The organism is Rathayibacter sp. AY1D2, assembly GCF_002932695.1.
Lineage (GTDB): Bacteria > Actinomycetota > Actinomycetes > Actinomycetales > Microbacteriaceae > Rathayibacter.
Map to the genome: position 1 here is coordinate 1 of NZ_PSVX01000005.1, position 24,925 is coordinate 24,925.

A 24,925-nucleotide genomic window follows, 5' to 3' on the forward strand; every position below is an offset into this window, starting at 1 on the left:
CGTGCGCCTGGGTGGCGGCGATCCCGATGACGACCGACACCGGGTCGTTGGTGCTGTGCCCGAAGGCGACGGGCTCGGCCAGCGTGACGACGGAGAGGCGGGCGGGCCGCTCGGCCGCTCGGGAGACCGCGATGCCGTCGAGGACTGCGAGGAGAAGCGCGGCGTCGTCGGCGCCGAACGACGCCGCGGGATGCGCGGCGCGCAGCAGCTCCAGGACGACGTCCTCCGTGCGCGACCAGCCGGCGGTGTGGATCGCGCGGATCTCCGGATCGGTGCCGGCGCGGGAGGCGAAGGCGGTCCACACGATCGCGTCGGGCACGTCCTCGTCCGCGACGCACGCGATCTCGTCGCAGAAGACGCGCAGCCGCACCTCGGCCGAGGATTCGGCCTCCAGGCGGCTCCGCATCCGCTCGCGGAAGCGCTCCTCGACCCGGGCCATCGCGCCGGCCAGCAGCGCCTGCTTCGTCGGGAAGTGGTGCTGGACGGCCCCCACCGAGACGCCGGCCTCGGCCGCGACGGTGCGGATGCTGAGGTGCTCCGCCCCGCGGGTCGAGAGGACGGCGACGACCGCCGAGAGGATGTCGCTCCTGCTCTCGCGCCGATCCGGCATGGCGTCCCTCTCGTTCGACTGCTCGAGCAGGCTACGCTCTCGGACATGACCAATACGACCGTATTGCCGCCCCGTGCCGGAGCCGGCCGCCGCATCGCGACCCTGGACGTCGTCCGCGGTGTCGCGATCATCGGGACCCTCGGCACGAACATCTGGATCTTCTCCCACCCCTGGGGGATGCTCGGACTGCTCTCCGTCCCGGTGACGCCGGAGACCTCCTCCTCCGCCGGGACTGCGCAGCTCCTGCTGATGGCGCTGGCGCAGGGCAAGTTCCTCGCCCTCCTCTCCCTCGCCTTCGGGGTGGGCCTCGCGATCCAGCACGCGTCCGCGGTTCGGCGCGGGACGCGCTGGCCGGGCCGCTACCTCTGGCGCGCGACGCTCCTCCTCCTGGACGGCCCGGTCAACTACGTGCTGATCGCGGAGTTCGACGTCCTCATGGGATACGCCGTCACCGGAGCGGTCGTCGCCTGGCTGCTGCTCACCCGGCCGACGACGCAGCGCCGCGTGATCCTCGTCTGCGGCGCTCTGCACGTCGTCCTGATCTCGGCGCTCGTGGCGCTCGTGGCGGCGAGCCCGGACGGTGCCGGACAGGGGCCGACCGGCCGGAGCCCCTACGCGGACGCGTCGTTCCTCGGTCTCGCCGCCTTCCGGTTGCAGAACGCGGGCGTCTTCCGTGCGGAGCCGGTGCTCATCGGGCTCCTCAGCCTCGCGATGTTCCTCCTCGGCGCGCGCCTCCATCGGGCGGGGGTCCTCGCCGCCGAGGGCGCGTCACTCCGCCGTCGCATGATGGTCCTCGGCGCCCTCGCCCTCCCCGTCGACCTCGCGCTGGGCGTCGGGGGGAGCGCCGCCGGTCTGCTCGCCGAGCGCTACCTCGTCGCGCCCCTGGTCGGGCTCGGCCTGCTCGCGGCCCTCGCCGAGGCCTGCCTCCGCCGGGGCGCCGAGGGCTGGGCGGCACGCCGGGCGCGGGAGGTCGGCCGGGTCGCCCTGAGCGCCTACCTCCTGCAGAACCTGCTCGGCGGCGCCCTCTTCTACGGCTGGGGACTCGGGCTGGCGGTGACCGCCGCGCAGTGGCGCGTCCCGGCGACCGTCGGAGCGTTCCTGCTCATCGCGGCGGTCGTCGTGCTCGCGGCGCACCTGTGGCTGCGCCGGTTCGAGCTCGGTCCGGTGGAGTGGCTCTGGAAGCGGGGCGAGCGGATCGGTGTCCGCGCGCCCCGCTGACCGGAGGGGGACCTACGCGAGGAGCTCCGCGGCGCCGGTGCGCAGGGCGGCGAGGCGGGACGAGACGGCCGACCGGCGGGCGTCGGCGTCGGAGTCGTGCGACCAGGCGTCGAGGTAGAGCTTGACCTTCGGCTCCGTGCCGCTCGGGCGCGCGATGAGACGGGCACCGTCCAGGGAGAAGCGGAGCGCGTCGGTCGGGGGCAGCGCGCCGCCCTCGGCGAGCAGGTCCTCGCTCCGCTCGACGGCGAGCCCGCCGATCGCGGTCGGAGGCGTCGCGCGCAGTCCGGCCATGATCCGGCCGATCTCGGAGAGGTCGGTGACGCGGAGCGAGATCTGCTCCGATCCGAAGAGCCCGAACCGCTCGGCGAACGACTCCAGCTCGTCGTCGATCGTGCGCTCCTCGGCGGCGAGCGCGCTCGCGAGGGAGAGGAAGGCGAGCGCGGCCGAGACGCCGTCCTTGTCGCGGACCGTCCCGGGGTTCACCAGGTAGCCGAGTGCCTCCTCGTAGCCGAAGACGAGGTCGGGGACGCGCGAGATCCACTTGAAGCCCGTGAGCGTCTCGGCGAAGTCGAGGCCGTAGTCGGCCGCCACGGCACCGAGGGCGGGGGAGGACACGATCGAGCAGGCGAGGGCTCCTCCGGTGCGGCCCTCGCGGCGGGCCTGCTCGGCGGCGCGCCAGCCGAGCAGCGCTCCGACCTCGTTGCCGGTGAGGCGCCGGAAGCCCTCCGGGGCGGAGGCGTCGGGCACGGCGGCGGCGAAGCGGTCGGCGTCCGGGTCGTTGGCCACGATCAGCTGCGCGCGACCGGAGCGCGCGGTCGAGAATGCGAGGTCGAGGGCGCCCGCCTCCTCCGGGTTGGGGAACGCGACCGTGGGGAACGCCGCGTCGGGCTCGATCTGCTCGACCACGACGGCCGGCTCGTCGAATCCCGCCGCGGAGAGCACCCGGTGCGCCGTCTCCCAGCCGACCCCGTGCATCGCCGTGTAGACGACGCGCAGCGGAGCGGACTGGCGGCCGACGGCGGCCGTCGCCTCGATGTAGGCGGCGACCACGGACTCGTCCGCGAGCCGGTACTCGCCGCGCGGCAGCTCCGGAACGCGCCGGTCCCGCGCGACCGCGAGGATCCGCTCGGCGATCTCGGAGTCGACCGGCGGCACGATCTGCGAGCCCTCGTCGGCGCCGCCGAGGTACACCTTGTAGCCGTTGTCCTGCGGCGGGTTGTGGCTCGCCGTGACCATCACTCCGGCGTCGGCGCCGAGGTGGCGCACGGCGAAGGCCAGCACGGGGGTGGGCAGGAGCCGGGGCAGCAGCACCGCGTCCACGCCGGCGCCCGCCATCAGCGCGGCGGAGTCCTCGGCGAAGACGCGCGAATTCTTCCGGCCGTCGTAGCCGATCACGACCACGGGCCGCTGGACGCCCTGCGCCAGCAGGAAGTCGGCGAGGCCGACGGCGGCCTGCGAGACCAGCACGCGGTTCATCCGGTTGGATCCCGCCGCGATGGCGCCGCGCAGGCCCGCGGTGCCGAACGCCAGGCGGGCGCCGAAGCGGTCCTCGAGCTCGGCGCGGGCGGAGGCGTCGCCCGAGTCGGAGGCGGTCAGCAGGCCGACCAGCTCCTCCCGCGTCTCCGGGTCGGGGTCCTGGGCGAGCCAGGCCTCGGCGAGCTCCCGGACGTCGGCGTTCACAGTGCGCCCGTGATCCCGGCGAGCAGGCGGGCGAGGTCGTCCTCGGCGTCGCGGCCGGCCTCGAGCACCTCCTCGTGGCTGAGGGGGGTCTTCTGGATGCCGGCGGCGAGGTTCGTGATGAGCGACATGCCCAGCACCTCCATGCCCGCCTCGCGCGCGGCGATGGCCTCGAGGGCGGTCGACATGCCGACGATGTGGCCGCCGATGATCTTCGCCATCTGCACCTCGGCCGGGCTCTCGTAGTGCGGCCCGCGGAACTGCACGTACACGCCCTCGTCCAGCTCAGGACGCGTCCCGCGGGCGAGGTCGCGCAGGCGCGAGGAGTAGAGGTCGGTGAGGTCGACGAAGGTCGCGCCCTCGAGCGGCGAGTCGGCGGTGAGGTTGATGTGGTCGCTGATCAGCACGGGGGTCCCGGGCGTCCAGTGCTCCTTGATGCCGCCCGCGCCGTTGGTGAGGATCATCACCGTCGCGCCCGTCGCGGCGGCGGTGCGGACGCTGTGCGCGACGCGGCGCACGCCGTAGCCCTCGTAGTAGTGGGTGCGGGCGCCGATGATCAGCGCGCGCCTGCCGGTGGGGAGCAGGACGGAGCGCAGGGTGCCGCCGTGCCCGTGCACGGCCGGCTTGGAGAAGCCGAGGATCTCGGTGGCCTCCACCGTCGCGGTCGTCTCGCCGATCGCGTCGGCGGCCTTGCCCCAGCCGCTGCCGAGGGTGAGGGCGATGTCGTGCTTCTCGACCCCTGTCGCCTCGGCGATCTGAGCGGCCGCGCGGGCCGCGATCTCGAAGGGATCGGCGTCGGGGGCGTCGAGGGGGTGCAGGGTCTGGTCGGACATCCTCCCACCCTACCGACGGGCTGCGCGGCGGCGGAGGGCGACTCCCGCGGCCGATCCGACACCCCGCGATTGGGCGAACACTCAGTGAGAGAGGACAATGGAAAGCATGGCTTACGAGTTCGAGCGCGCGCAGAGGATCGCTGTACTCGGAGGGGGGCCGGGCGGCTACGAAGCCGCCATCGCGGGAGCGCAGCTCGGCGCCGAGGTCACCCTGGTCGAGCGGGTCGGAGTGGGCGGCTCGGCCGTCATCACCGACGTCGTCCCGTCGAAGTCGCTCATCGCGACGGCGGAGGCCACCAACGCCATCGGCGAGGCCGCCGACCTGGGCGTGCAGTTCTTCACCCGCTCGGAGCAGAACAAGCCGGTGCGCCCGGACGTGGCGGTCAACCTGGCGACGGTGAACAAGCGCCTGCTCGGCCTCGCGCGCCAGCAGTCCGAGGACATGCGCGCGAACCTGGTGCACCACGGCGTGCGCATCGTCCAGGGGGACGGGCGCCTGGACGGCTCGAACGCCCTGATCGTCTCGACGGCTGCCGGCGGCGAGGGCATGGACTTCGACCGCATCGAGGCGGACACGATCGTGGTCTCGGTGGGCGCCAGCCCGCGCGTGCTCCCGACCGCGGCTCCCGACGGCGAGCGCATCCTCAGCTGGACCCAGCTCTACAACCTCAAGTCCGTCCCCGAGCACCTGATCGTGGTGGGCTCCGGCGTGACCGGCGCGGAGTTCGCCTCCGCCTACCGTGCGCTCGGCGCCCGCGTGACCCTCATCTCCTCCCGCGACCAGGTGCTGCCCGGCGAGGACGCCGACGCGGCCGCGGTGATCGAGAACGTCTTCAAGCGCAACGGCATGGTCGTGCTCTCGAAGTCGCGCGCCGACCGCGTCGAGCGGACCGAGAAGGGCGTGCAGGCCGTGCTCTCGGACGGACGCGTCGTCGAGGGCTCGCACTGCCTGATGGCCGTCGGCTCCGTGCCGAACACGGCGGGCATCGGCCTCGAGGACGCGGGGGTGCAGCTGACGGAGTCGGGGCACATCCGCGTCAACCGCGTCGCCCGCACCAGCGTCCCCTCGATCTACGCGGCCGGGGACTGCACCACGTTCCTCCCGCTCGCCTCCGTCGCCGCCATGCAGGGCCGCACCGGCGTGTTCCACGCCATGGGCGACGCCGTGAACCCGACCGAGGTGCGCAACGTCGCGGCGAACATCTTCACGCAGCCCGAGATCGCGACCGTCGGGTGGAGCCAGCGCGAGATCGAGGAGGGCATCGCGCAGGGCGAGATCTACAAGCTCCCGCTCGCCGCGAACCCGCGGGCGAAGATGATGGGCATCCGCGACGGCTTCGTGAAGCTGTTCGCGCGCACCGGCTCCGGCACCGTCATCGGAGGCGTCATCGTCGCTCCGAAGGCGAGTGAGCTGATCTTCCCGCTCGCCCTCGCCGTGGAGCACCGCCTGACCGTCGACCAGGTCGCGCGGGCCTTCACCGTCTACCCGAGCCTCACCGGCTCGATCTCGGACGCCGCGCGCGCCATGCACATCGTCACCTGACGCGCCCCTCCACCGGGCCGCGCGGGGTGCGGCCCTTCATCGGCAGAGCGCGCGACCGGGAATCGCGTGCGAAGCGATTGACGGCAGCGCGACGCGACCCGCTCGGCGGTACCCCTCACGTCGAGGAGCCGACCGCGCCGGACCGCGCGGGGAGCGGCCTTTCATCGGCAGAGCGCGCGACCGGGAATCGCGTGCGAAGCGATTCACGGCAGCGCGACACGACCCGCTCTGCGGTATCCCTCACGTCGAGGAGCCGACCGCGCCGGGCCGCGCGGGGAGCGGCCCGGAACAAGCTCAGACGATCTGGAGGAGCACGTGTCCCGCGGGGACGGTCGCTCCGGCCGTCGCGTCGAGGCCCTTCACGACGCCGTCCTTGTGGGCGGTGAGCGGCTGCTCCATCTTCATCGCCTCGAGGACGACGACCAGGTCGCCGGTGACGACCGTGTCGCCCTCGGCGACGGCGACCTTGACGATGGTGGCCTGCATGGGCGAGGCGACGGAGTCGCCCGTGACGGTGCTGACGGAGGAGGAGCCGCGGCGCTTCGGGGAGGCGGCAGCGGCCCCGCGGGCGGGTCCCGAGCCGACCAGGTCGCCGGGGAGCGTGACCTCGACGCGGCGCCCGTCGACCTCGACGACCACGTTCCGGCGGGCCGCCGGCTCGTCGGTCGCTCCGGGCTCGCCGCTCCAGGCCGGGATCGTGTTCTCGAACTCGGTCTCGATCCAGCGGGTGTAGATCGTGAAGGGCGCGCCGCCCTCGGGGGCGAAGGCCGGGTCCTCGACGATCGCGCGGTGGAAGGGGAGGACGGTCGGCAGCCCGGTGACCTCGAACTCGGCGAGGGCGCGGCGCGAGCGCTCCAGCGCCTGCTCGCGGCTGTCGCCGGTGACGATCAGCTTCGCGAGGAGCGAGTCGAAGGAGCCGGAGATCACGTCCCCGGCGACGACGCCTGAGTCGACGCGGACGCCGGGTCCGCCGGGGGCCTTGAAGACGTGCACCGGGCCCGGAGCGGGGAGGAAGCCGCGGCCCGCGTCCTCGCCGTTGATGCGGAACTCGAAGGAGTGGCCGCGGGGCGCCGGGTCGTCGTAGTCGAGCACGCCGCCCTCGGCGAGGCGGAACTGCTCGCGCACGAGGTCGATGCCGGTGATCTCCTCCGACACGGGGTGCTCGACCTGGAGGCGGGTGTTCACCTCGAGGAAGGACACCGTGCCGTCCTTGCCGATCAGGAACTCGCAGGTTCCGGCGCCGAGGTAGCCGACCTCCTGCAGGATCGCCTTCGAGGCGCGGTAGAGCTCGGTGTTCTGCGCGTCCGTCAGGAACGGCGCGGGCGCCTCCTCGACGAGCTTCTGGTGGCGGCGCTGGAGGGAGCAGTCGCGGGTGGAGACCACGACGACGTTGCCGTGCGCGTCGGCCAGGCACTGGGTCTCGACGTGGCGCGGCTGGTCGAGGTACTTCTCGACGAAGCACTCGCCGCGGCCGAAGGCGGCGACGGCCTCGCGCGTGGCGGAGGCGAACAGCTCCTCGACCTCGTCGCGCTCGCGGGCGACCTTGAGGCCGCGACCGCCGCCGCCGAAGGCCGCCTTGATCGCGACGGGGAGGCCGTACTGGTCCACGAACTCGAGCACCTCGGCGGCGCCGGAGACGGGGTTGAGGGTTCCCGGGGCGAGCGGCGCGCCGACCTTCTCGGCGACGTGGCGGGCCGAGACCTTGTCGCCGAGGCGCTCGATGGCCTCGGGGCCGGGGCCGATCCAGATCAGGCCGGCGTCGATGACGGCGCGGGCGAAGTCGGCGTTCTCGGCGAGGAAGCCGTAGCCGGGGTGCACGGCGTCGGCACCGGAGCGGCGCGCCACCGAGAGCAGCTTGTCGATGACGAGGTAGGTCTCGGCGCTGGTCGTCCCGCCGAGGGCGTAGGCCTCGTCGGCGAGGCGGCTGTGCACGGCGTCGCGGTCCTGGTCGGCGTAGACGGCCACGGAGGCGATCCCGCTGTCGCGGGCGGCGCGGATGACTCGGACGGCGATCTCGCCCCGGTTGGCGACGAGCACCTTCGTAATCTTCGGCATGGTCCCCAACCCTAGGGGGCGGCTCCGCCCGGCCCGGCGCGGCTCACCACAAAGAAGCGGAGGGCCTTCGTCGGTTCCTCACAAGGGCGGGACGGGCCTCAGCGGTTCCAGAGCGCGGTCCAGTCGACGCCGAGGCTCCGCACCAGAGTGCGGAAGGTCGGCACCGACATCCCGATCACCGTCGAGGGGTCGCCCTCGATCGCGGTGATGAAGCCGGCGCCGCGGCCGTCGATGGTGAAGGCGCCGGCCACCTCGAGGGGCTCGCCGGTGGCGACGTAGGCGTCGATCTCGGCGTCGTCGATGTCGTCGGCGAACGTGACGGCGGCGGAGGTGACCGCTCCGGCCTCGGCGACGATCCTCCCGCCGCGGTGGTCGACGAGCCAGTGGCCGGAGTGGAGGCGGCCGGTGCGTCCGCGCTGGGCGCGCCAGCGCTCCCGGGCCCGCTCGGGCTCGTGCGGCTTGCCGTGGACGACGCCGTCGAGGACGAACGCGGAGTCGCCGCCGAGCACCAGACCGTCGATGTCCGGGCGCAGGACGGCGTGCGCCTTGGCGCGGGCGAGCAGCGAGACGGTGGCGTCCGCGTCCAGCGCCGCGCCCCGCTCCTGCTCGGCCCGGGCGACGGCCGCGGGCTCGTCCACCTCGGAGGGGACGACGACGGGCTCGATCCCGGAGGCCCGCAGCAGCGCGAGGCGCGCGGGGGAGGTGGAGGCGAGGTAGAGGCGCACGAGGGCTCCCTGCGGCCGGGCCCACGCTGTGGGATGCTCGACGGATGGCACAGACCCCGTCCCGAGCATCCGCCCGCCCCGACGGGGCCGACGACGCACTCGGGACCGAGATCGAGCTCGACATTAGCAACGTCGCCCACGGCGGCGTGTTCGTCGCCCGGCACGAGGGCCGCGTCGTCTTCGTCCCGGACGTCCTCCCCGGCGAGCGCGTGCGGGCGCGGATCAGCGAGGTCCGGCACGACAGCTTCTGGCGTGCCGAGGCGCTCGAGGTGCTCGAGGCGTCCGAGCACCGGGTGGAGCACGTCTGGCCCGAGGCCGCCCTCGACCGCCGCCCGGGGGAGCGCGTCGGCGGCGCCGAGCTCGGCCACGCCGACCTGGCCTACCAGCGCGAGCTGAAGCGCCTCGTGCTCGTCGACTCCTTCTCCCGCTTCGCCCGTCGCGAGGTCGAGGTGGAGGTCTCGCCGATCGGCGGGGACGACGCGTCCGGCGGCCTCGGCTGGCGCACGCGGAACCGCCTCCACGTCGACGACGACGGACGGGTCGGCCCCTACGCGGCACGCAGCCACCACGTCGTCACCGTGGAGTCGCTGCCCCTCGCGACCGCCGACTCCTCCCTGGCCGCACCGCTCGGCGAGCGCCTCGCTCCCGGCTCGGTGGTCGACCTCGTCGACGCGGCCGGGTCCGAGGGGGCCGCGGTGCTCGTGCACGACCCCTCCGACAAGCGCGCCCGCCGCGACCGCACGGTGGTGAGCGAGTTCGTCGCCGACCGCACCTTCCGGGTCGACCGCACCGGCTTCTGGCAGGTGCACCGCGGAGCCGCCGCCGCGCTCTTCGAGGCCGTGCAGGCCGCCGTCGACGCGGATGCGGCGGACCCGTCGGCCGCCAACCACGACCTCTACGGAGGGGTGGGCCTGCTCGCCGCGGCGCTGGCCGACCGCCTCGGCGCCGGAGTGCGCGTGACCAGCGTCGAGAGCGACTCCCGCGCCACCGAGCACGCGCTCGAGAACCTGGCCGACCAGGTCGGCGCCCGCGCGGTGACCGCCCGCGTCGACCGCTACCTCCGCGACGTCGTCGCCCAGGCCGATGCGCGCGAGCGGGCGCGGTGGCGCGCGGCGACCGTGGTCCTCGACCCGCCGCGCTCGGGCGCCGGCCGAGCGGTCACCGACGCTCTGGCGGAGCTGCGGCCGGCGCAGCTCGTCTACGTCGCCTGCGACCCGGTCGCGCTCGCCCGCGACGTGGGCGCCCTGACCGGGGCGGGCTACGAGCTGGAGCGCCTCGAGGGCTTCGACCTCTTCCCGCACACCTCCCACGTGGAGGCCGTTGCGCGACTGGTCCGCCGAGAGGACTGACCGCGGGCCCGCGTCTGCGTACCATGGGCGGGATGGAGCCCCACGTCGACGCAGCCGAGGCCCCGCGCGTGCGCGTGGCGATCGTGGACGACCACGAGTCGGTGCGCCTGGGCGTGGCCGCCGCCGTCGAGAGCGCGGGGATGCAGGTGGTCGCCGCCGCCGAGACCGTCCAGGCCCTCGAGAGCACGATCGGCGGCGCGGAGATCGAGGTGCTCGTCCTCGACCTGTCCCTGAACGACGGCTCGAGCATCACCAGCAACGTCAAGTGGGGGCAGGTGCGCGGCTCCGCCGTCCTCGTCCACAGCATCGCGGACCGCGTCGTGGCCGTGCGGGAGGCGCTCGCCGCGGGAGCGGCCGGCGTCATCCCGAAGTCCTCGCCCATGTCGACGGTCGTCGCCGCCATCCGCACGGTCGCCCGCGGCGAGGTCCTCAACAATCTGGAGTGGGCCTCGGCCATCGACGCCGACGACGACTTCGCGCGGGCCGTGCTCGGCCGTCGCGAGCGCGACGTCCTGCACCTCTACGCCTCGGGGCTGCCGCTGAAGCTGGTGGCCGACCGGCTGCAGATCTCGGTGTCGACGGCGAAGGAGTACCTCGACCGGATCCGCGACAAGTACGTCGAGATCGGCCGTCCCGCCCCGACGAAGGTCGATCTGCTGCGGCGCGCGGTGGAGGACGGCATCCTGCCGGGCATCGACCCGGACGACGGCGATGGCGGGCGCTGAGGCGCCGATCGCCCGCCGCAACGCCGGGCGCGAGCGCATCGACCGGATCATCAGCACGGTCGTGTCGTTCTTCGGCTTCGGCTTCGGCGTGCAGACCGTCCCGCCGATCCTCGCGCAGCTGCCCCTCCTGCGCCCCGAGGTGGCCTGGCCGGTGCTGGTGCTGGTCTTCGGATCGCTCACCGCCGCCGTGGTCACCGCCGTGCTGCGGCGGGGCACGCGGATCACGGCGGTCCTGGTCGCCGTCGGTGTCCTCATCGCCCTCCTGACCTGGCCGGCCGCCGTCTCCACCGGGGGCGCGGACCGCGAGACCCCGTGGATCTGGTACCTGCTGACCATCGGCACCGCCTTCTGCACGATCGCCGCTCCCCTCCGGATCGCGATCGCGTACGTGTCGGTGACGACCGTGCTGTTCGGGCTGCTGCGCGTCCTCCCCTCCGGCGGCGGGGCGGAGCCGACCCGCGCGATCCTCGACGCCGCCTACGTGGGCATCGTCGGCTTCGTGATGCTGGTGCTGATCACCGTGCTCCGGCAGTCGGCCGACGAGATCGACCGTGCGCAGACGACGGCCATGGAGCAGTACGAGGCGGCGATGCGCCAGCACGCCGGCGAGGTGGAGCGGGTCGAGGTCGACGCCCTGGTGCACGACAACGTGCTCGCGACGCTGCTCTCCGCCGCCTCAGCCGAGTCGCCGGCCGAGCGCGCGCTGGTCTCCTCGATGGCGCAGCGCACCCTCGCCGTGCTGCTGCCCGACCACGAGCCGGAGCCGCCCGAGGGGCTGGTCCCGCTCGAGCTCCTGCAGCGCCAGCTCGCCCACGCGGCGTCCACCTTCGGGACCGAGATCGCAGTCGCGACGGCCGACGGAGTGGATCCGCGCGCGACGACGCTGCCGCGCCCGGTGGCCGAGGCGCTGCTCGGCGCGGTCTGGCAGGCGCTCGCCAACAGCGTCCAGCACGCGGGTCCGAGCGGCAGCGTCCACCGCGCCGTGCACGGGCTGCTGGGCGACGGCGCGGTGGAGGTCGTGGTGGAGGACGACGGACGCGGCTTCCGGCTCGCCGACGTCCCGCGCGAGCGGCTGGGCATCCGGCTCTCCATCCTCGAGCGGGTGCACAACGCGCGGGGATCGGCGCGGGTCGACTCGACTCCGGGCGAGGGCACCCGAGTCGTCCTCTCCTGGCGGGCGGACGCGGGAGGAGGGCCGTGATCGCCTACCCGCGCCCCCTGCTCCAGGCGCTCGGCGCCGGCTTCTCGCTGTACCACGTGGTGCTCGCCTTCTTCTCCTTCCGCATCTCCCCGGCCACGCCGGCAGACCTCGTCGCGGTCGCGCTGTACGTCGCGGCGACCGTCGTCGCCCTCTGGCCGGGAGCGACGACCCGGCTCGCCCTGCCCGTCGCGGTCGGGATGACCGCGGTCGCCGTCGCGCTGCCGCTGCTGGTCGCGCCGTCGCTCGATCCGGGCGCCTCCAACGGCTACTCCACCTGGTACATCGCCGCGGTCGGCACCCTCATGACGATCGTGTGCGCCCGCCGGCGCGCGGCCTGCGCCTGGGTCGGCGTCGGCTTCCTGATCGTGCACACCGTGTTCTGGGCCGGCCCGGCCGCGCTGGCCACTCTCGGCGTCGTCGGGGGGATCGCCTGGGTCGCGATCGCGCAGCTGCTCATCGTCGAGCTCGGGCGCGCGGGCTCCGAGGCGCGCGTGCTCGAGGCGGCCGAGCGCGCGGCCGCGTCGTGGCGGGCCGCGGAGGAGGCGCACCTCACGGAGCGCGAGGTCCGGCTGGAGCAGACGCGCGCCCTCGCCGCCGACATGCTGCTGCGCATCGCCGAGCCGGGACCGGGCCTCACCGACGAGGAGCGGCGCGAGTGCCGGCTGCTCGAGGCGGCCGTGCGCGACGAGATCCGCGGCCGGCGGCTGCTGGACGACGAGGTGCGGCGTCTCGTGCTCGACGCGCGGCGGCGGGGCGTGACCGTGTCGGTGCTCGACGACGGCGGCCTCGACCGCACCTCCGAGGGCGAGAGCCGACGGGTGCTGGGGGAGCTCGCCCAGGCTCTGAGCGGGATCCGCGAGGAGGTCGACCGCGTGGTGGTGCGCACCGCGTCGGCCGACTCGGCCTCGGCGGTCACAGTGGTGGGCCTGCGGACGGCCGGCGACGGCAGCGCGGGCGCCCTCGGCTCCGACGACGCGGGGGACGAGGTCGACGCCTGGGTCGAGATCCGGCGCGACGGCGTCGGCGGACGGGACGTCTGAGCGGCGGAGCGCGCGCGGGACGGCGCGGCCGTCCGCATGCGCAGCGACCGGCGGCGACCCGCCCCGGAGGGCGTGCGGATGTCGGATCGGTGCCGCGGGCGGGACGCTCCGGCTCTCAGCACGGCTCAGGTCTCGGCGCGCCCGGTCTCTTGGAGCGGACCGATCGTCGGCGCGGCACGAGCGTGAGTAGAGCCGTCATGGGCAGAGCCCGTTGAGCGCAGAGCGCGTCAGGACGAAAGCCCGTTAACGGAGTGCGGCGGGCCGTCCACTCCTCCGAAGAGGGGGCCCGGCCCGCCGTCAAACCCCGAGTGAGGGTAACAACCCGAATATTACCCTCACTCGCCCCCAACACACCCGCCTGCTTACCCTGGTCGGCGAGTGATTGGCGGTGCCCCTTCCGAAGGAGGAGCACCGTACGTCCACTAGTGTGCTCGCTCCGCCAGGAGGCGCATAGTCAGCACTTTAGGGGACTAATCGGGGGACAAATTTCACGTTCCGCGTCGCGGATCGCTCGTTCCCCGACGGACTGCGTCTGCGAGTCCGCTCAGCCCGAGAAGGAGCGCCACGCTCCGGGTGCCGGCCGGAGCGGCCCGCGGACCGCCGCGGCGCGGTCGTTCCAGCCGCCGCTGAGCTCCTGCGGGGTCTCCGGCTCGGCCTCGGTGCGCGAGGTCAGTGCGGTGACGACGGCCGTGACGGCGGCGATCTCGGCGGCGTCGAGGCCGGGGGTGGAGATGACGACGGCGGGTGCGGAGTCGGAGGCGGTCATCCCGTGACGCTATCGCATGCCGTTCACGGCGCCGGTCGGCGGGGCATGGCTATGCTGACGCCGGATGCCGCCGGAGCGTCGTCCGTCCGTTGCGAACAGGAGCGTCCCCGCATGCCGACGTGGTTCCCGAGGAGCGGTGCCGCGGCGCTGCGCCCCCTGCGTCTGCTGGTCCGGAGGTCGCCTGCGGCCGTCTCGGTCGTCCTGGTCCTCCTGGCCGCGAGCGCGATCACGGGGACGCTCGTCGCCCCCGCGGGAGCCGAGACGACGGCCTGGTGGGCGGCGGGCCCGATGACGACCCTCGACGGCCGTCCGTGGACGGCGGTGACCGCCCTCCTGATCGCGGCGGACCCGCTGCAGCTGCTCCTGGACGTCGTGCTGGTGCTCCCGATGCTCCTCGCCGCGGAGCGCCGCCTCGGCTCGGCCCGCACCCTCCTCGCCTTCCTCGTGACCGGCGCCGTCGGGATCGTCGTCGGGTCCTCCGTGCAGTCGATCGGCGCTCTCGCCGGCGAGTGGTGGGCGGGCGACACCGTCGGCGACCACACCTTCGACCCGCTGATCGGCGCGGTCGGCGCCCTCATCGCCTCGACCGCCTTCATGGGCGCTCTGTGGCGTCGCCGGCTCCGGGTGACCGTCTTCGCCGTCGTGCTGATGTTCGTTCTCTACGCGGGCGACTCCGCCGACGCGTACCGGCTCCTCGCGGGCGGCGCGGGGCTCGTGCTCGGCGCGGTGCTCGCGCGGGGAGCGGCGGGGCTGCGTCCGCAGCGTCCGGCGCCGAGCTCGCACCGCGAGTCCCGGGGGCTGCTGGCGGCGGTCGTCGTCGTCACCGCGATCGGTCCGCTCGTCGCCGTCCTCTCGGACTCGGGCTACGGTCCGTTCTCGTTCCTCGGCCGACTGCTGCAGAGCGCCTTCACGGGGACGACGGACCTCGAGGACCCGTGCAGCCGCGCCCTCCGGCACTGCGCGCACCACGTGAAGCTGAGCCTGGTCGCCCCCGGGCCGATCCTGCTGACGTTCGTCCCGCTCCTCCTCCTGCTCGTCGCCGCCTACGGCCTGCGCTCCGGGCGCCGCCTGGGCCTGCTGCTGGCGGTCGGGGTGAACATCGCGATCGCGATCCTGGAGGTCTTCTCCCTCCAGCGCGCCGCCCGTCACCCCGAGTTCCTGTACTACGCCGAGTACCTGCTCTGGGTGGCGACGACGGTGCTGGTGCCGCTGGCCGTCGTGGCGATGCTCGTGATCGGGAGGAGGCACTTCCGCATCCGCGCGCCCCGTGCCGCTGCGAGGCTCTGGACGCGGGTCGTCGCCATCGCCTTCGTCGTGTCCCTCGGCGGCTACCTGGCGCTCTCGGCCGGCGTGCGCACGAGCTTCGAGCCGCTCCTGGGCCTCGGGAGGCTCCTCCTGGACGGGCTGCTGCGCTTCGTCCCGGTGAGCTTCCTCGGCGGCGCCGGACTGCTCGCCGTGCCGCGGGAGCCCGTCGCGCGGATCGTCTTCGAGTGGGTCGGCCCGGTGTTCTGGCTCGTGGTCGTCGTCGCGGTGGTCGCCCTGCTCCGGGCCACCGACGTGCAGCGGAACCGCGGCGACGAGGCGCGGTACCGCGCGCTCCTGTCCCTGCACGGCGCCGGCAGCCTCGGCCATCAGGGGACCTGGGAGGGCAACGCGCACTGGATCTCGGCCGACGGGACCGGCGGAGTCGCCTACCGGGTGATCGGCGGCGTGGCGATCACCCTCTCCGACCCGGCCTGCGCTCCCGAGCGGCGGGAGGACGTCGTGGCCGAGTTCGTGCGTTTCTGCGACGAGCGCAGCTGGACGCCCGTCTTCTACAGCATCCACGACGAGCTGCTCCCCGTCTTCGACCGGCTCGGCTGGTCGCGCCTCTCGGTCGGCGAGGAGACGATCATCGAGCTCTCCTCCTTCGAGCTCACCGGCAAGCGGTGGCAGAAGGTGCGCTACCCGCTCACGCGCGGCATCAAGCTGGGCATCGAGGCGCAGTGGACCAGCTGGCCCGAGCTCTCCCTCGGCATGGCCAACCAGATCGTCGACCTGTCGGAGCGCTGGGTCGCCGAGAAGGCGCTGCCCGAGATGGGCTTCACCCTCGGTGGGATCGACGAGGTCCGCGATCCCGACGTCGCCCTCCTGCTCGCGGTCGGACCGGACGGCGTGCTGCAGGGGGTGACGAGCTGGCTGCCCGTGCACCGGGAGGGGCGCGTGGTCGGCTGGACCCTCGACTTCATGCGCCGCTCCGACGACTCGATGCCCGGCATCATGGAGTTCCTCATCGCCTCCGCGGCGCTGCGCGTCAAGGAGGAGGGCGCCGAGTTCCTCTCGCTCTCGGGCGCACCGCTCGCCACCGCACCGGTCGAGGAGGGGGAGGAGCCTCCGGAGCCGACGGTCCTCTCGCGCCTGCTCGAGTTCCTCTCGCGGACGCTCGAGCCGGCCTACGGCTTCACGTCGCTGTTCCGCTTCAAGGCCAAGTTCCACCCGCGCTACGCGGGCCTCTGGATGAGCTACCCCGACGCGCTGCAGCTGCCCCGGATCGGAGCCGCGCTGGGTCGCGCCTATCTGCCCGACCTCTCCGCCGCGCAGGCGCTGGCGTTCGCGCGGGTGGTCGGGGCGAAGCCGGAGGAGAAGCCGTCCGAGGCGTCCGCGGCGAAGCCGGATGCTCCGGCCGCCAGGGCAGGCGCTCCTGCGGCGAAGGCGGGTGCTCCGACTGCCGAGCCGGACGGTCCTGGGGTGAAGGCGGGTGCTCCGGCTGCGAGGGCGGATGCCCGGGAAGCGGAGCCCGATTCCGCGACAGGGGAGCCGGGTGCTCCGGCCGCGGAGCCGGCCGCTCCCGTCGTGCGGCCCGATGCTCCCGCGGAGTCCGCTGCCCGACGGACCGGCCCCGGCTCCTCCGACTGATCGTTCCGCCCCTCCGCCCCGTGAGGAGGTGGGCGCAGCGGAACGCCGCGGCACGGACGGTCTCCCGTCTCCTGCCGCGGCGTCCGAGCGAGCCGGGTCAGAGCGGGATGTTGCCGTGCTTCTTCGCGGGCAGGTTGGCGCGCTTGGTGCGCAGCGCACGCAGCGCCTTGATGACGGAGACACGCGTCGCCGAGGGCTCGATCACGCCGTCGAGCTCGCCGCGCTCGGCCGCGAGGAACGGGCTCGCGACGTTGTAGGTGTACTCGTTCGCCAGGCGCGTCCGGACGGCTGCGACGTCCTCGCCGGCCTCCTCCGCCTTGCGGATCTCGTTGCGGTAGAGGATGTTCACCGCGCCCTGGCCGCCCATGACGGCGATCTCGGCGGTCGGCCACGCGAGGTTGATGTCGGCTCCCAGCTGCTTGGACCCCATCACGATGTACGCGCCGCCGTAGGCCTTGCGCAGGATGACCGTGACCAGCGGCACGGTCGCCTCGGCGTAGGCGTAGAGCAGCTTCGCGCCGCGGCGGATGACGCCGGTCCACTCCTGGTCGGTGCCGGGCAGGTAGCCCGGGACGTCGACCAGGGTCAGGATCGGCAGCGAGAACGCGTCGCAGAAGCGGACGAAGCGGGACGCCTTCTCGCCCGCCTCGATGTTCAGCGTGCCCGCCATGGCGCTCGGCTGGTTCGCGATGATGCCGACGGAGCGGCCCTCGACGCGGCCGAAGCCGATCACGATGTTCGGCGCGAACAGCGGCTGCACCTCGAGGAAGTCGCCCTCGTCGACGATGTGCTCGATGACGGCGCGCATGTCGTACGGCTGGTTCGGGCTGTCCGGGATGACCGTGTCGAGGAAGCGGTCCGCGTCGGTCGTCTCGAGGTCGACCTCGGTCTCGAAGACGGGGACCGGCGACAGGTTGTTGTCCGGGAGGAAGGAGAGGAGCGTTCGCGCGTAGTCGAGCGCGTCGTTCTCGTCGCTCGCGAGGTAGTGCGAGACGCCCGAGATCTTGTTGTGGGTCAGCGCACCGCCGAGCTCCTCCATGCCGACGTCCTCGCCGGTGACGGTCTTGATCACGTCGGGCCCGGTGACGAACATCTGGCTGGTCTTGTCGACCATGATCACGAAGTCGGTCAGGGCGGGGGAGTAGACCGCGCCTCCCGCGGCCGGGCCGCAGATGATCGAGATCTGGGGGATCACGCCGCTCGCCGCGGTGTTGCGGCGGAAGATCTCGCCGTACTTGCCGAGGGCGACCACGCCCTCCTGGATCCGTGCTCCGCCGGAGTCGAGGATGCCGATGATCGGGACGCCGGTCTTCAGGGCGAGGTCCATCACCTTGATGATCTTCTCGCCGGCCACCTCGCCGAGCGAGCCGCCGAAGATCGTGAAGTCCTGCGAGTACACGGCGACCTGGCGGCCGTGGATGGTGCCGGTCCCGGTGACGACGGCGTCGCCGTAGGGGCGCTTCTTCTCCATGCCGAAGGCGTGGGTGCGGTGGCGCACGAACTCGTCCAGCTCGACGAACGAGCCCGAGTCGAGGAGGGTGTCGATCCGCTCCCGTGCGGTCATCTTGCCCTTGGCGTGCTGCTTCTCGATCGCCGCCTCGCCACTGGCCGTGACGGCCTCGTGGTAGCGGTTCCTGAGGTCCGCGATCTTCCCCGCGGTCGTGTACAGATCGGGCGCGGGACGTTCGGTGTTCGCGGTCACCCGCTCACCCTACCGGCGGGGCGGACGCCTCCTCTTGTCGCACTCGCACAGGGAGGGCCGCTCCCGACGGGAGGATCCGGACAAGGGCGGGCCGTCGCGCGCGGCGCTCGGAGCGGCCTCGCGGGAGCCGCCGCTACCGTGGCGGCATGCTCCTCCCGCTCTCCTCCGCCGTCTCCCCCCGCGTCCTCGCGCTCGAGTCGGCGGGGTCGACGAACGACGAGCTCCGCGAGCGGGCGGCCGCCGACCCCGCCGCGTGGCCGCACCTCTCCGTCGTCGCCACCGGCGACCAGCGAGCCGGGCGCGGCCGGCTGGGGCGCGTCTGGCAGGCGCCCGCGGGCCGCACGCTCGCGGCCTCGACTCTGGTCGACGCCTCCGCCCTCGGCGCCGAGGCCTCCGGCTGGCTGCCGCTCGTGGCCGGCGCCGCTCTCGCCCGGGCCCTCGCACCCCTCGTCGACGGGGACGTCGCCGTCAAGTGGCCCAACGACGTCCTGATCGACGGCCGGAAGGTCGCGGGGATCCTCGCCGAGCGACTGCCGGACGGACGGGTCGTCGTCGGCACCGGCGTGAACCTGCTGCTGACGGAGGCGGAGCTGCCGGTCCCGACCGCCACCTCGCTCGCCCTCGCCGGAGCGCGGACGACGAGCGCCGACGAGGTGCTCGCCGCGTTCCTGACCGGGTTCCAGGGCCTGCTGGCTCCGCTGCTCGCCCAGGGCGACCCCGAGGCCTCCGGAGCGGCCGCCGCCGTCCGCGCCTCCTGCGGCACCCTCGGAACGCGCGTCCGGCTCGAGCTGCCCGACGGCACGCAGGAGGAGGGGACCGCCGCCGCACTCGCCCCGGACGGCTCGCTCCTGCTCGAGCAGGGCGGCGCGCTGCGCTCGTTCCCGGCCGGCGACGTCACGCATCTGCGCTCCTGATGGCCAGGACCGACCCCGCCGACCGCGAGCTGGCGCGGCTGACCCCGCGCGCCCGCCGGGCGGTCGCACCGGTCGTCGGCCTCCTCCTGCTCACCTGGACGGGCTTCTACTTCGCCGCGCAGTTCGAGCTCGCCCTGCAGCGCTGGATCATCGGGCTCGGCACCGCACTTCTGGTGCTTCTCCTCTGCGCTCCCGGGATCGCGGGCTGGGCGAGCGTGCGCTACCGCGTGACCGCCTCCGGCCTCAGCGCGCGCCGGGGCGTGGCGTCGATCCGGCGGGCCGAGGTGGTCTTCGATCGGAGGATGGAGGTCGCGGTCGAGCGCTCCCTCGGCCAGCGCCTCGCCCGGTGCGGCGACGTCCGGATCCTGCAGGCGGGAGCCGAGGTGTTCGTGCTGCGGGACCTGCCGGATCCGGAGCTCACGGCCGACCTGCTGCGGGAGGCGATCGGCGCGGCTCCCGCTCTCGAGCAGGAGTGGCCGCCGCCCGCGTGAGCGCGTCGGGGCCTCGGTAGCATGGAGCCGCCCCGCGCCAGCGGGCGGAGACGGAGGAGCGCCATGCGCGTCGGCGTGATCGGGGGCGGCCAGCTCGCTCGGATGATGATCCCCGCGGCGGTGGAGCTCGGCATCGAGATCGCCGTGCTCGCCGAGAGCGAGGGCGCCCCGGCGGGGCTCGCCGCGACACGGGTCGGCGACCACCGCGACGAGGCGACCGTGCTCGCCTTCGCCGAGACCGTGGACGTGGTCACGTTCGACCACGAGCACGTTCCCCAGCCGATCCTCCGCGAGCTCGTCGCCCGCGGCGTCGCCGTGCACCCCGGGCCCGACGCCCTGCTGTTCGCCCAGGACAAGCTGATGATGCGGCGCCGCCTGACCGAGCTCGGCGTGCCCGTGCCCGAGTGGGCCGAGGTCTCCTCCGCCGAGGAGCTGGGGGAGTTCCTGGCCGAGCACGGCGGCAGCGCCGTGGTGAAGACCGCGCGCGGCGGCTACGACGGCAAGGGCGTTCGCGTGGTGCGCGGCGCCCACGAGGCGGACGACTGGTTCACCGCCCTCGCCGAGGACGGCCGGGGCGGCTCGCTCCTGGTCGAGGAGCTGGTGGGCTTCCGCCGCGAGCTCGCGCAGCTCGTCGCCCGGCGTCCCTCCGGCGAGAGCATCCTCTGGCCGGTGGTGGAGTCCGTGCAGCGCGACGGCGTCTGCGCCGAGGTGATCGCTCCGGCCCCCGCGTCCGCCGGCCGGCTCGCAGCCGCCGCGGCCGAGATCGCGCAGACGATCGCCGACAGCCTCGGGGTCACCGGCGTTCTGGCCGTCGAGCTGTTCGAGACGACGGACGACCGGATCCTGGTCAACGAGCTGGCCATGCGCCCGCACAACAGCGGCCACTGGACGATGGACGGATCGACCACGTCGCAGTTCGAGCAGCACCTGCGCGCGGTCCTCGACCTGCCGCTCGGCGCGACGGGCTGCCGGGATCCGTGGACCGTGATGGTCAACGTGCTCGGCGGCCCGGTGGGGGAGTCGCTGACCGACCGCTACCCGCGGGTGCTCGCCGATCACCCGGGTGTGAAGGTGCACAACTACGGCAAGGAGCCGCGACCGGGCCGCAAGGTCGGGCACGTGAACGCCGGCGGCGACGACCTCGACCTCGTGGTCTACGAGGCTCGCGCGGCGGCGGCCGTTCTCACGGACTGACCCGTACGATGGTCGCCGTGACGAGCCTGCCGACCTCCCCGACCCCTGCCGGAGCCCTCTCGTGAGCGCGGACGCGCTCGTGAACGGGCCCGCGCCGCTCGTCGGCGTCGTGATGGGGTCGGACTCGGACTGGTCCGTCATGCAGGCGGCGTCCACCGTCCTCGCCGAGTTCGGCGTGGCGCACGAGGTCCGGGTCGTCTCCGCGCACCGCACCCCGGAGGCGATGATCGCGTACGGCCGCGAGGCCCGCGGCCGCGGCCTGAAGGTCGTCATCGCCGGGGCGGGCGGAGCCGCCCACCTCCCCGGCATGCTCGCCGCCGTGACCTCGCTCCCCGTCGTCGGAGTGCCGGTCCCGCTCGCCCGACTCGACGGGCTCGACTCCCTCCTCTCGATCGTGCAGATGCCCGCGGGCGTCCCCGTCGCCACCGTCTCCATCGGCGGAGCGCGGAACGCCGGACTGCTCGCGGTGAAGATCCTCGCGACCGCGGACGACGCCCTCTCCGCAGCGCTCGACGCCTTCGCCGCCGACCTCGAGGTGCAGGTCGCCGCGAAGAACGACGCCCTGGTGGCGGGTCTGTGACGGCCGTCGCCCTGCCGCTGCGGCACCCGGACGTCGCCTCCCGCGCCTTCATGACGCGGCGGGCGTGGTGGCTGCTGATCGTCAACCTCCTGGTGCCCGGGTCCGCTCAGGTCCTGGCGGGCAACCGCCGGCTCGGGCGCCTGGGGCTCGGCTTCACCCTCGGGCTCTGGGTCGCCCTCCTGGTCGCGGTGCTCCTCTACTTCGTCTTCCCGACCGGCCTCTACACGCTCGCGACCTTCGACCTCTCGATGCTCGCGCTCCAGGCCGCGCTCGTCGTCTACGGGGTGGTCTGGGCCGTGCTGACGCTCGACACCCTCCGCCTGATCCGCGTCGTCCGGGTGCGCCCGCGGATGCGCGGCGTGCTCGCTTTCGCGACGATCGCGCTGATGGCGGTCTCGGTCGGCACCACCGCCTACGGCACCTACCTGCTCGGCGTTACCCGGGGGACGCTGTCGTCGATCTTCGGCGGCGGAGCGATCGAGCAGCCGATCGACGGCCGCTACAACGTGATGCTCCTCGGCGGCGACGCGGGGGAGGACCGCGACGGTCTGCGCCCCGACAGCATCTCGGTGGTCAGCATCGACGCGTCGAGCGGCAAGGCCTCGATCATCGGCGTCTCGCGCGAGTTCGTCGACTTCCCGTTCCCCGAGACCAGCCCGATGCACGAGCTCTATCCCGACGGCTACGACACCGACAACTGCGCCGTCGACGTCTGCAAGCTCAACTCGGTCTACACCGAGGTCGAGCTGAAGCACCCGGAGCTCTACCCCGACGCCGTCGACCACGGCAGCGAGCCCGGCATCGAGGCGATGCGCGACGCGGTCGAGGGCATCCTCGATCTGAGGATCCAGTACTACGCGCTGATCGACATGGAGGGCTTCGCCCAGCTGATCGACGCGCTCGGCGGCATCGACATCGACTACGTGGCCGACGAGCCGCTGCCCCTGGGCGGGCTGCCCGACTCCGACGGCGTGATGCAGGGCGTGAACCAGTGGATCGATCCCGGGCACTGGCACTTCAACGGCGAGCAGGCGCTCGCCTACGCCCGGTCGCGCTACACCACGAGCGACTACGACCGGATGGCGCGCCAGCGGCAGGTGCAGGAGGCGCTGCTCGCCCAGTTCGAGCCGGGCAACGTCCTCGCCAAGTTCCAGGACGTCGCGTCCGCCGGGTCCCAGGTCATCAAGACGGATGTCCCGCAGGGGATGCTCGGCTACTTCGTGCAGCTGGGGCTCAAGACGAAGTCGCAGCCAGTGGATCCGATCGAGCTGGTCCCGCCGGCCGTCGACCCGGAGGACCCGGACTACGACGTCGTGCACTCGCTGGTGAGTGCCGGACTGTCGGGCGACTCCGCGCCGTAGACGGCCGGGTGCCGCACGCCTCAGAGGTCGGCGTGCAGCGCCCAGACGCGCTCCGCGGAGTCGCGCCAGCTGAAGGCGCGGGAGCGGTCGCGGCCGGCCACCGACATCCGCTCGCGCAGACCGGTGTCGGCGAGCACGCTGCTCATGGCGAGGGCGAGGCGGTCCGGGTAGTCCTTCGCGTCGCCGCGCTCGACGGCGACGCCGGCGTCCGCGGCGACCTCCATCAGCGCGGGGTCGTCGGAGTGCACCACCGGCACTCCGAAGTGCATCGCCTCGAGCACGGGCAGGCCGAAGCCCTCGGCGATGCTCGGGTAGACGAAGAGGGTGGCCCGGGAGAGGACGACGGCGAGGTCGGCGTCGCTGAGGACTCCCAGGGCGCGCACGCGCGTCTCGTCGAGGCCCTGCTCGTCGGCGACGGAGGCCACGTCCAGGTCGCCCCAGCCGGTCGGGCCGACCAGGAGCAGCGGGATCGCCGGCGCGGACGCTCCTCCGAAGGCCGCGATCAGCGAGACCAGGCCCTTGCGCGGCTCCAGCGTGCCGACGCTCAGCACGTACTCCGGGGGGAGGCCCAGCGCCGTGGCGCGCTCGTCGGCGTCCTCCGGGACGACCAGGCCGGAGCCGACGGCTCCGCCGATCACGCGCAGTCGATCGCCGAAGTCCATCAGCTGGGAGAGCTGGTGGGCGACGGCGTGGGTGGGGACGACGACGGCGTCCGCGTGCTTGCGGGCGCGCTTGGCCATCGCCCGGTGCCATTTCGCGCCGTGCGGGGTGAGGGTCTCGGGATGCGTCCACGGCACCGTGTCGTGGATCGTGACGGCGATCTGCTCGCCCTCGCTCCCGTCGTGGCTGCGCAGCGGGGCGAAGAGGCTCGGGGCGTGGATCATGCCGCCGCCGGCCGGGATGGCGATCCCGTACTGCCAGGCGCGCGAGAGCTCGCGGCGCCCGAGCGGCAGCCGGTGGATGCGCGCGAGGCCGGGCAGGCGCAGGCGCAGCTCCTCCTCCTTCTCGGGCGGGTGGGCGGAGACGACGGCCTCCACCTCGCAGTCGCGGGGTGCCGTCGCGATCAGCTCGCGGGTGAGCTCCTCGGTATAGCGGCCGATGCCGCCGGGCACGCGGGCGAGCATCTGGTCGACGACGACGCGGAGGGTGGTGGTCACGGGGTCACCGCCTCGAGGGGTGCGGCGGCGAGGGCGTCCTGCCAGGAGCGCAGCGGCGGCAGGCCCGCCCGGCTCCAGCCGTCGTGTCCGAGGACCGAGTAGGCCGGACGCGGAGCGGGGCGGACGAACGAGCCGCTGTCGGTCGGGCGCAGGCGCTCGGGATCCAGGCCCGCCTTGGCGAAGACGGCACGGGCGAAGCCGAGCCAGGTCGTCTCGCCGGAGCTGGTGCCGTGGTAGACGCCGGCCGGGGCCTCCGCGTCGACCAGCTCGATCAGGCGCGCGGCGAGGTCGGCGGTCCAGGTGGGCTGGCCGTGCTGGTCGTCGACGACGGTCAGCGTCTCGTGCGCGCCCGCCAGTCGCACCATCGTCTTCGCGAAGTTGCCGCCGTGCTCGCCGTAGAGCCAGGCCGTGCGGACGACGTAGCCGCGCTCCGGGTTGGCCTCGAGCACCAGGCGCTCGCCCTCGGCCTTCGTGCGGCCGTAGGCCGAGATCGGATTCCGGGGGTGGTCCTCCGAGTACGGGGTCGTCGCGGAGCCGTCGAAGACGTAGTCGGTGGAGACCTGCACGAGTGCGGCTCCCGTCTCTGCGGTGGCGAGGGCGAGGTTGCGCGCTCCGACGGCGTTGACGCGGGACGCCTCCTCCTCGTCGGTCTCGGCGTCGTCGACGCGGGTGTACGCGGCGCAGTTCACCACGGCGTCGTGTCCCGCGACGGCGGCGCGCACGGCGTCGAGGTCGGTCACGTCGAGGTCGGAGCGGCCGAGGGCGGTGCTGGGGCGGGAGCCGAGGGCCGCGCGCAGGTCGGTGCCGAGCATGCCGGAGGCGCCCGTGAGGAGGAAGGTCACCTCCTCATCATGCCCGAGCGGTCCGTCGGCCGACGGTCGGCGCTCCG

Annotated in this window: 21 protein-coding genes; 12 read left to right on the forward strand and 9 right to left on the reverse strand. The window is 73.7% G+C overall.

Annotated elements, in window-relative coordinates; genetic code table 11:
* Positions 1-610 (reverse strand): TetR/AcrR family transcriptional regulator (locus tag C5D04_RS01970; RefSeq protein ID WP_104347139.1); only part of this gene is annotated, 610 nt, incomplete at its 3' end.
* A 45-nt stretch (positions 611-655) separates the two neighbouring features.
* Here C5D04_RS01970 and C5D04_RS01975 point away from each other — a divergent pair.
* Complete coding sequence (locus tag C5D04_RS01975; protein WP_104347140.1) at positions 656-1,828, forward strand: DUF418 domain-containing protein; 1,173 nt, start codon at positions 656-658, stop codon at positions 1,826-1,828.
* A 12-nt stretch (positions 1,829-1,840) separates the two neighbouring features.
* Here the strand turns inward: C5D04_RS01975 and C5D04_RS01980 are convergent, their stop codons facing one another.
* The gene (locus C5D04_RS01980; protein ID WP_104347141.1) at positions 1,841-3,508 is read right to left on the reverse strand and encodes a phospho-sugar mutase; all 1,668 of its coding nucleotides are present in this window, start codon (positions 3,506-3,508) and stop codon (positions 1,841-1,843) included.
* The gene (locus tag C5D04_RS01985; protein ID WP_104238027.1) at positions 3,505-4,338 is read right to left on the reverse strand and encodes a purine-nucleoside phosphorylase; all 834 of its coding nucleotides are present in this window, start codon (positions 4,336-4,338) and stop codon (positions 3,505-3,507) included. The genes C5D04_RS01980 and C5D04_RS01985 overlap by 4 nt, the downstream gene beginning before the upstream one ends.
* A gap of 106 nt (positions 4,339-4,444) precedes the next feature.
* Here C5D04_RS01985 and C5D04_RS01990 point away from each other — a divergent pair, with 106 nt between their 5' ends.
* Positions 4,445-5,881 (forward strand): NAD(P)H-quinone dehydrogenase, encoded by a 1,437-nt coding sequence (locus C5D04_RS01990; RefSeq protein ID WP_104223171.1) that lies wholly within the window; start codon positions 4,445-4,447, stop codon positions 5,879-5,881.
* 294 nt (positions 5,882-6,175) lie between these two features.
* Here C5D04_RS01990 and C5D04_RS01995 read toward each other — a convergent pair whose 3' ends face one another.
* The gene (locus C5D04_RS01995) at positions 6,176-7,936 is read right to left on the reverse strand and encodes a biotin carboxylase N-terminal domain-containing protein (RefSeq protein WP_104223170.1); all 1,761 of its coding nucleotides are present in this window, start codon (positions 7,934-7,936) and stop codon (positions 6,176-6,178) included.
* A 98-nt stretch (positions 7,937-8,034) separates the two neighbouring features.
* Positions 8,035-8,661 carry a nucleoside triphosphate pyrophosphatase gene (locus tag C5D04_RS02000; protein WP_181137659.1) on the reverse strand — a complete coding sequence of 209 codons (627 nt, stop codon included), beginning with the start codon at positions 8,659-8,661 and terminating at the stop codon, positions 8,035-8,037.
* 44 nt (positions 8,662-8,705) lie between these two features.
* Between C5D04_RS02000 and C5D04_RS02005 the strand changes: the two genes are divergently transcribed.
* The 4 genes from C5D04_RS02005 to C5D04_RS02020 are packed head-to-tail and all read left to right on the forward strand — an operon-like array spanning position 8,706 to position 12,976.
* Positions 8,706-10,010, forward strand: a complete 1,305-nt coding sequence (locus C5D04_RS02005) for a class I SAM-dependent RNA methyltransferase (protein WP_146080877.1) — start codon at positions 8,706-8,708, stop codon at positions 10,008-10,010.
* 23 nt (positions 10,011-10,033) lie between these two features.
* Positions 10,034-10,735: a response regulator transcription factor gene (locus tag C5D04_RS02010; protein WP_104347143.1), complete on the forward strand. Its 702-nt coding sequence runs from the start codon at positions 10,034-10,036 to the stop codon at positions 10,733-10,735.
* Positions 10,722-11,936 (forward strand): sensor histidine kinase, encoded by a 1,215-nt coding sequence (locus C5D04_RS02015; RefSeq protein WP_104249486.1) that lies wholly within the window; start codon positions 10,722-10,724, stop codon positions 11,934-11,936. The genes C5D04_RS02010 and C5D04_RS02015 overlap by 14 nt, the downstream gene beginning before the upstream one ends.
* Entirely contained in the window at positions 11,933-12,976 is a 1,044-nt protein-coding gene (locus C5D04_RS02020) for a hypothetical protein (RefSeq protein WP_104225461.1), read from the forward strand. Before C5D04_RS02015 ends, C5D04_RS02020 begins: the two co-directional genes overlap by 4 nt.
* A gap of 544 nt (positions 12,977-13,520) precedes the next feature.
* On the opposite strand, the gene C5D04_RS02025 is transcribed toward C5D04_RS02020, so the two are convergent.
* Positions 13,521-13,742 (reverse strand): acyl-CoA carboxylase subunit epsilon, encoded by a 222-nt coding sequence (locus C5D04_RS02025; RefSeq protein ID WP_104223166.1) that lies wholly within the window; start codon positions 13,740-13,742, stop codon positions 13,521-13,523.
* Between the two features lie 111 nt (positions 13,743-13,853).
* On the opposite strand from C5D04_RS02025, the gene C5D04_RS02030 reads away from it, so the two are divergent.
* A complete protein-coding gene (locus C5D04_RS02030) occupies positions 13,854-16,637 on the forward strand; it encodes a bifunctional lysylphosphatidylglycerol flippase/synthetase MprF (RefSeq protein ID WP_181137660.1) in 2,784 nt (927 codons plus the stop codon).
* 97 nt (positions 16,638-16,734) lie between these two features.
* On the opposite strand, the gene C5D04_RS02035 is transcribed toward C5D04_RS02030, so the two are convergent.
* Positions 16,735-18,339: an acyl-CoA carboxylase subunit beta gene (locus C5D04_RS02035; RefSeq protein ID WP_104347145.1), complete on the reverse strand. Its 1,605-nt coding sequence runs from the start codon at positions 18,337-18,339 to the stop codon at positions 16,735-16,737.
* Positions 18,340-18,485: 146 nt separating this feature from the next.
* Between C5D04_RS02035 and C5D04_RS02040 the strand changes: the two genes are divergently transcribed.
* The 5 genes from C5D04_RS02040 (at position 18,486) to C5D04_RS02060 (ending at position 22,879) form a co-directional block, all read left to right on the forward strand.
* Positions 18,486-19,253, forward strand: coding sequence for a biotin--[acetyl-CoA-carboxylase] ligase (locus C5D04_RS02040; protein WP_104232825.1), 768 nt, complete (start codon positions 18,486-18,488; stop codon positions 19,251-19,253).
* The gene (locus tag C5D04_RS02045; protein ID WP_104232824.1) at positions 19,253-19,744 is read left to right on the forward strand and encodes a PH domain-containing protein; all 492 of its coding nucleotides are present in this window, start codon (positions 19,253-19,255) and stop codon (positions 19,742-19,744) included. The genes C5D04_RS02040 and C5D04_RS02045 overlap by 1 nt, the downstream gene beginning before the upstream one ends.
* Before the next feature lie 63 nt (positions 19,745-19,807).
* Positions 19,808-20,938 carry a 5-(carboxyamino)imidazole ribonucleotide synthase gene (locus tag C5D04_RS02050; RefSeq protein WP_104268404.1) on the forward strand — a complete coding sequence of 377 codons (1,131 nt, stop codon included), beginning with the start codon at positions 19,808-19,810 and terminating at the stop codon, positions 20,936-20,938.
* Between the two features lie 112 nt (positions 20,939-21,050).
* Entirely contained in the window at positions 21,051-21,518 is a 468-nt protein-coding gene (gene purE, locus C5D04_RS02055; protein WP_104225651.1) for a 5-(carboxyamino)imidazole ribonucleotide mutase, read from the forward strand.
* Positions 21,515-22,879 carry an LCP family protein gene (locus tag C5D04_RS02060; protein WP_258062765.1) on the forward strand — a complete coding sequence of 455 codons (1,365 nt, stop codon included), beginning with the start codon at positions 21,515-21,517 and terminating at the stop codon, positions 22,877-22,879. Before purE ends, C5D04_RS02060 begins: the two co-directional genes overlap by 4 nt.
* A gap of 20 nt (positions 22,880-22,899) precedes the next feature.
* Here C5D04_RS02060 and C5D04_RS02065 read toward each other — a convergent pair whose 3' ends face one another.
* Complete coding sequence (locus tag C5D04_RS02065) at positions 22,900-24,036, reverse strand: glycosyltransferase family 1 protein (protein ID WP_244229467.1); 1,137 nt, start codon at positions 24,034-24,036, stop codon at positions 22,900-22,902.
* Positions 24,033-24,878 carry a dTDP-4-dehydrorhamnose reductase gene (rfbD, locus tag C5D04_RS02070; RefSeq protein ID WP_104232822.1) on the reverse strand — a complete coding sequence of 282 codons (846 nt, stop codon included), beginning with the start codon at positions 24,876-24,878 and terminating at the stop codon, positions 24,033-24,035. The genes C5D04_RS02065 and rfbD overlap by 4 nt, the downstream gene beginning before the upstream one ends.
* Between the last annotated feature and the right edge of the window lie 47 nt (positions 24,879-24,925).

Coding starts and splice junctions, on each gene's coding strand:
- C5D04_RS01975 (WP_104347140.1), top strand. CDS start 656: ATGACCAATACGACCGTATTGCCGCCCCGTGCCGGAGCCGGCCGCCGC.
- C5D04_RS01985 (WP_104238027.1), bottom strand. CDS start 4,338: ATGTCCGACCAGACCCTGCACCCCCTCGACGCCCCCGACGCCGATCCC.
- C5D04_RS01990 (WP_104223171.1), top strand. CDS start 4,445: ATGGCTTACGAGTTCGAGCGCGCGCAGAGGATCGCTGTACTCGGAGGG.
- C5D04_RS01995 (WP_104223170.1), bottom strand. CDS start 7,936: ATGCCGAAGATTACGAAGGTGCTCGTCGCCAACCGGGGCGAGATCGCC.
- C5D04_RS02005 (WP_146080877.1), top strand. CDS start 8,706: ATGGCACAGACCCCGTCCCGAGCATCCGCCCGCCCCGACGGGGCCGAC.
- C5D04_RS02010 (WP_104347143.1), top strand. CDS start 10,034: ATGGGCGGGATGGAGCCCCACGTCGACGCAGCCGAGGCCCCGCGCGTG.
- C5D04_RS02015 (WP_104249486.1), top strand. CDS start 10,722: ATGGCGGGCGCTGAGGCGCCGATCGCCCGCCGCAACGCCGGGCGCGAG.
- C5D04_RS02025 (WP_104223166.1), bottom strand. CDS start 13,742: ATGACCGCCTCCGACTCCGCACCCGCCGTCGTCATCTCCACCCCCGGC.
- C5D04_RS02030 (WP_181137660.1), top strand. CDS start 13,854: ATGCCGACGTGGTTCCCGAGGAGCGGTGCCGCGGCGCTGCGCCCCCTG.
- C5D04_RS02040 (WP_104232825.1), top strand. CDS start 18,486: ATGCTCCTCCCGCTCTCCTCCGCCGTCTCCCCCCGCGTCCTCGCGCTC.
- C5D04_RS02045 (WP_104232824.1), top strand. CDS start 19,253: ATGGCCAGGACCGACCCCGCCGACCGCGAGCTGGCGCGGCTGACCCCG.
- C5D04_RS02050 (WP_104268404.1), top strand. CDS start 19,808: ATGCGCGTCGGCGTGATCGGGGGCGGCCAGCTCGCTCGGATGATGATC.
- purE (WP_104225651.1), top strand. CDS start 21,051: ATGGGGTCGGACTCGGACTGGTCCGTCATGCAGGCGGCGTCCACCGTC.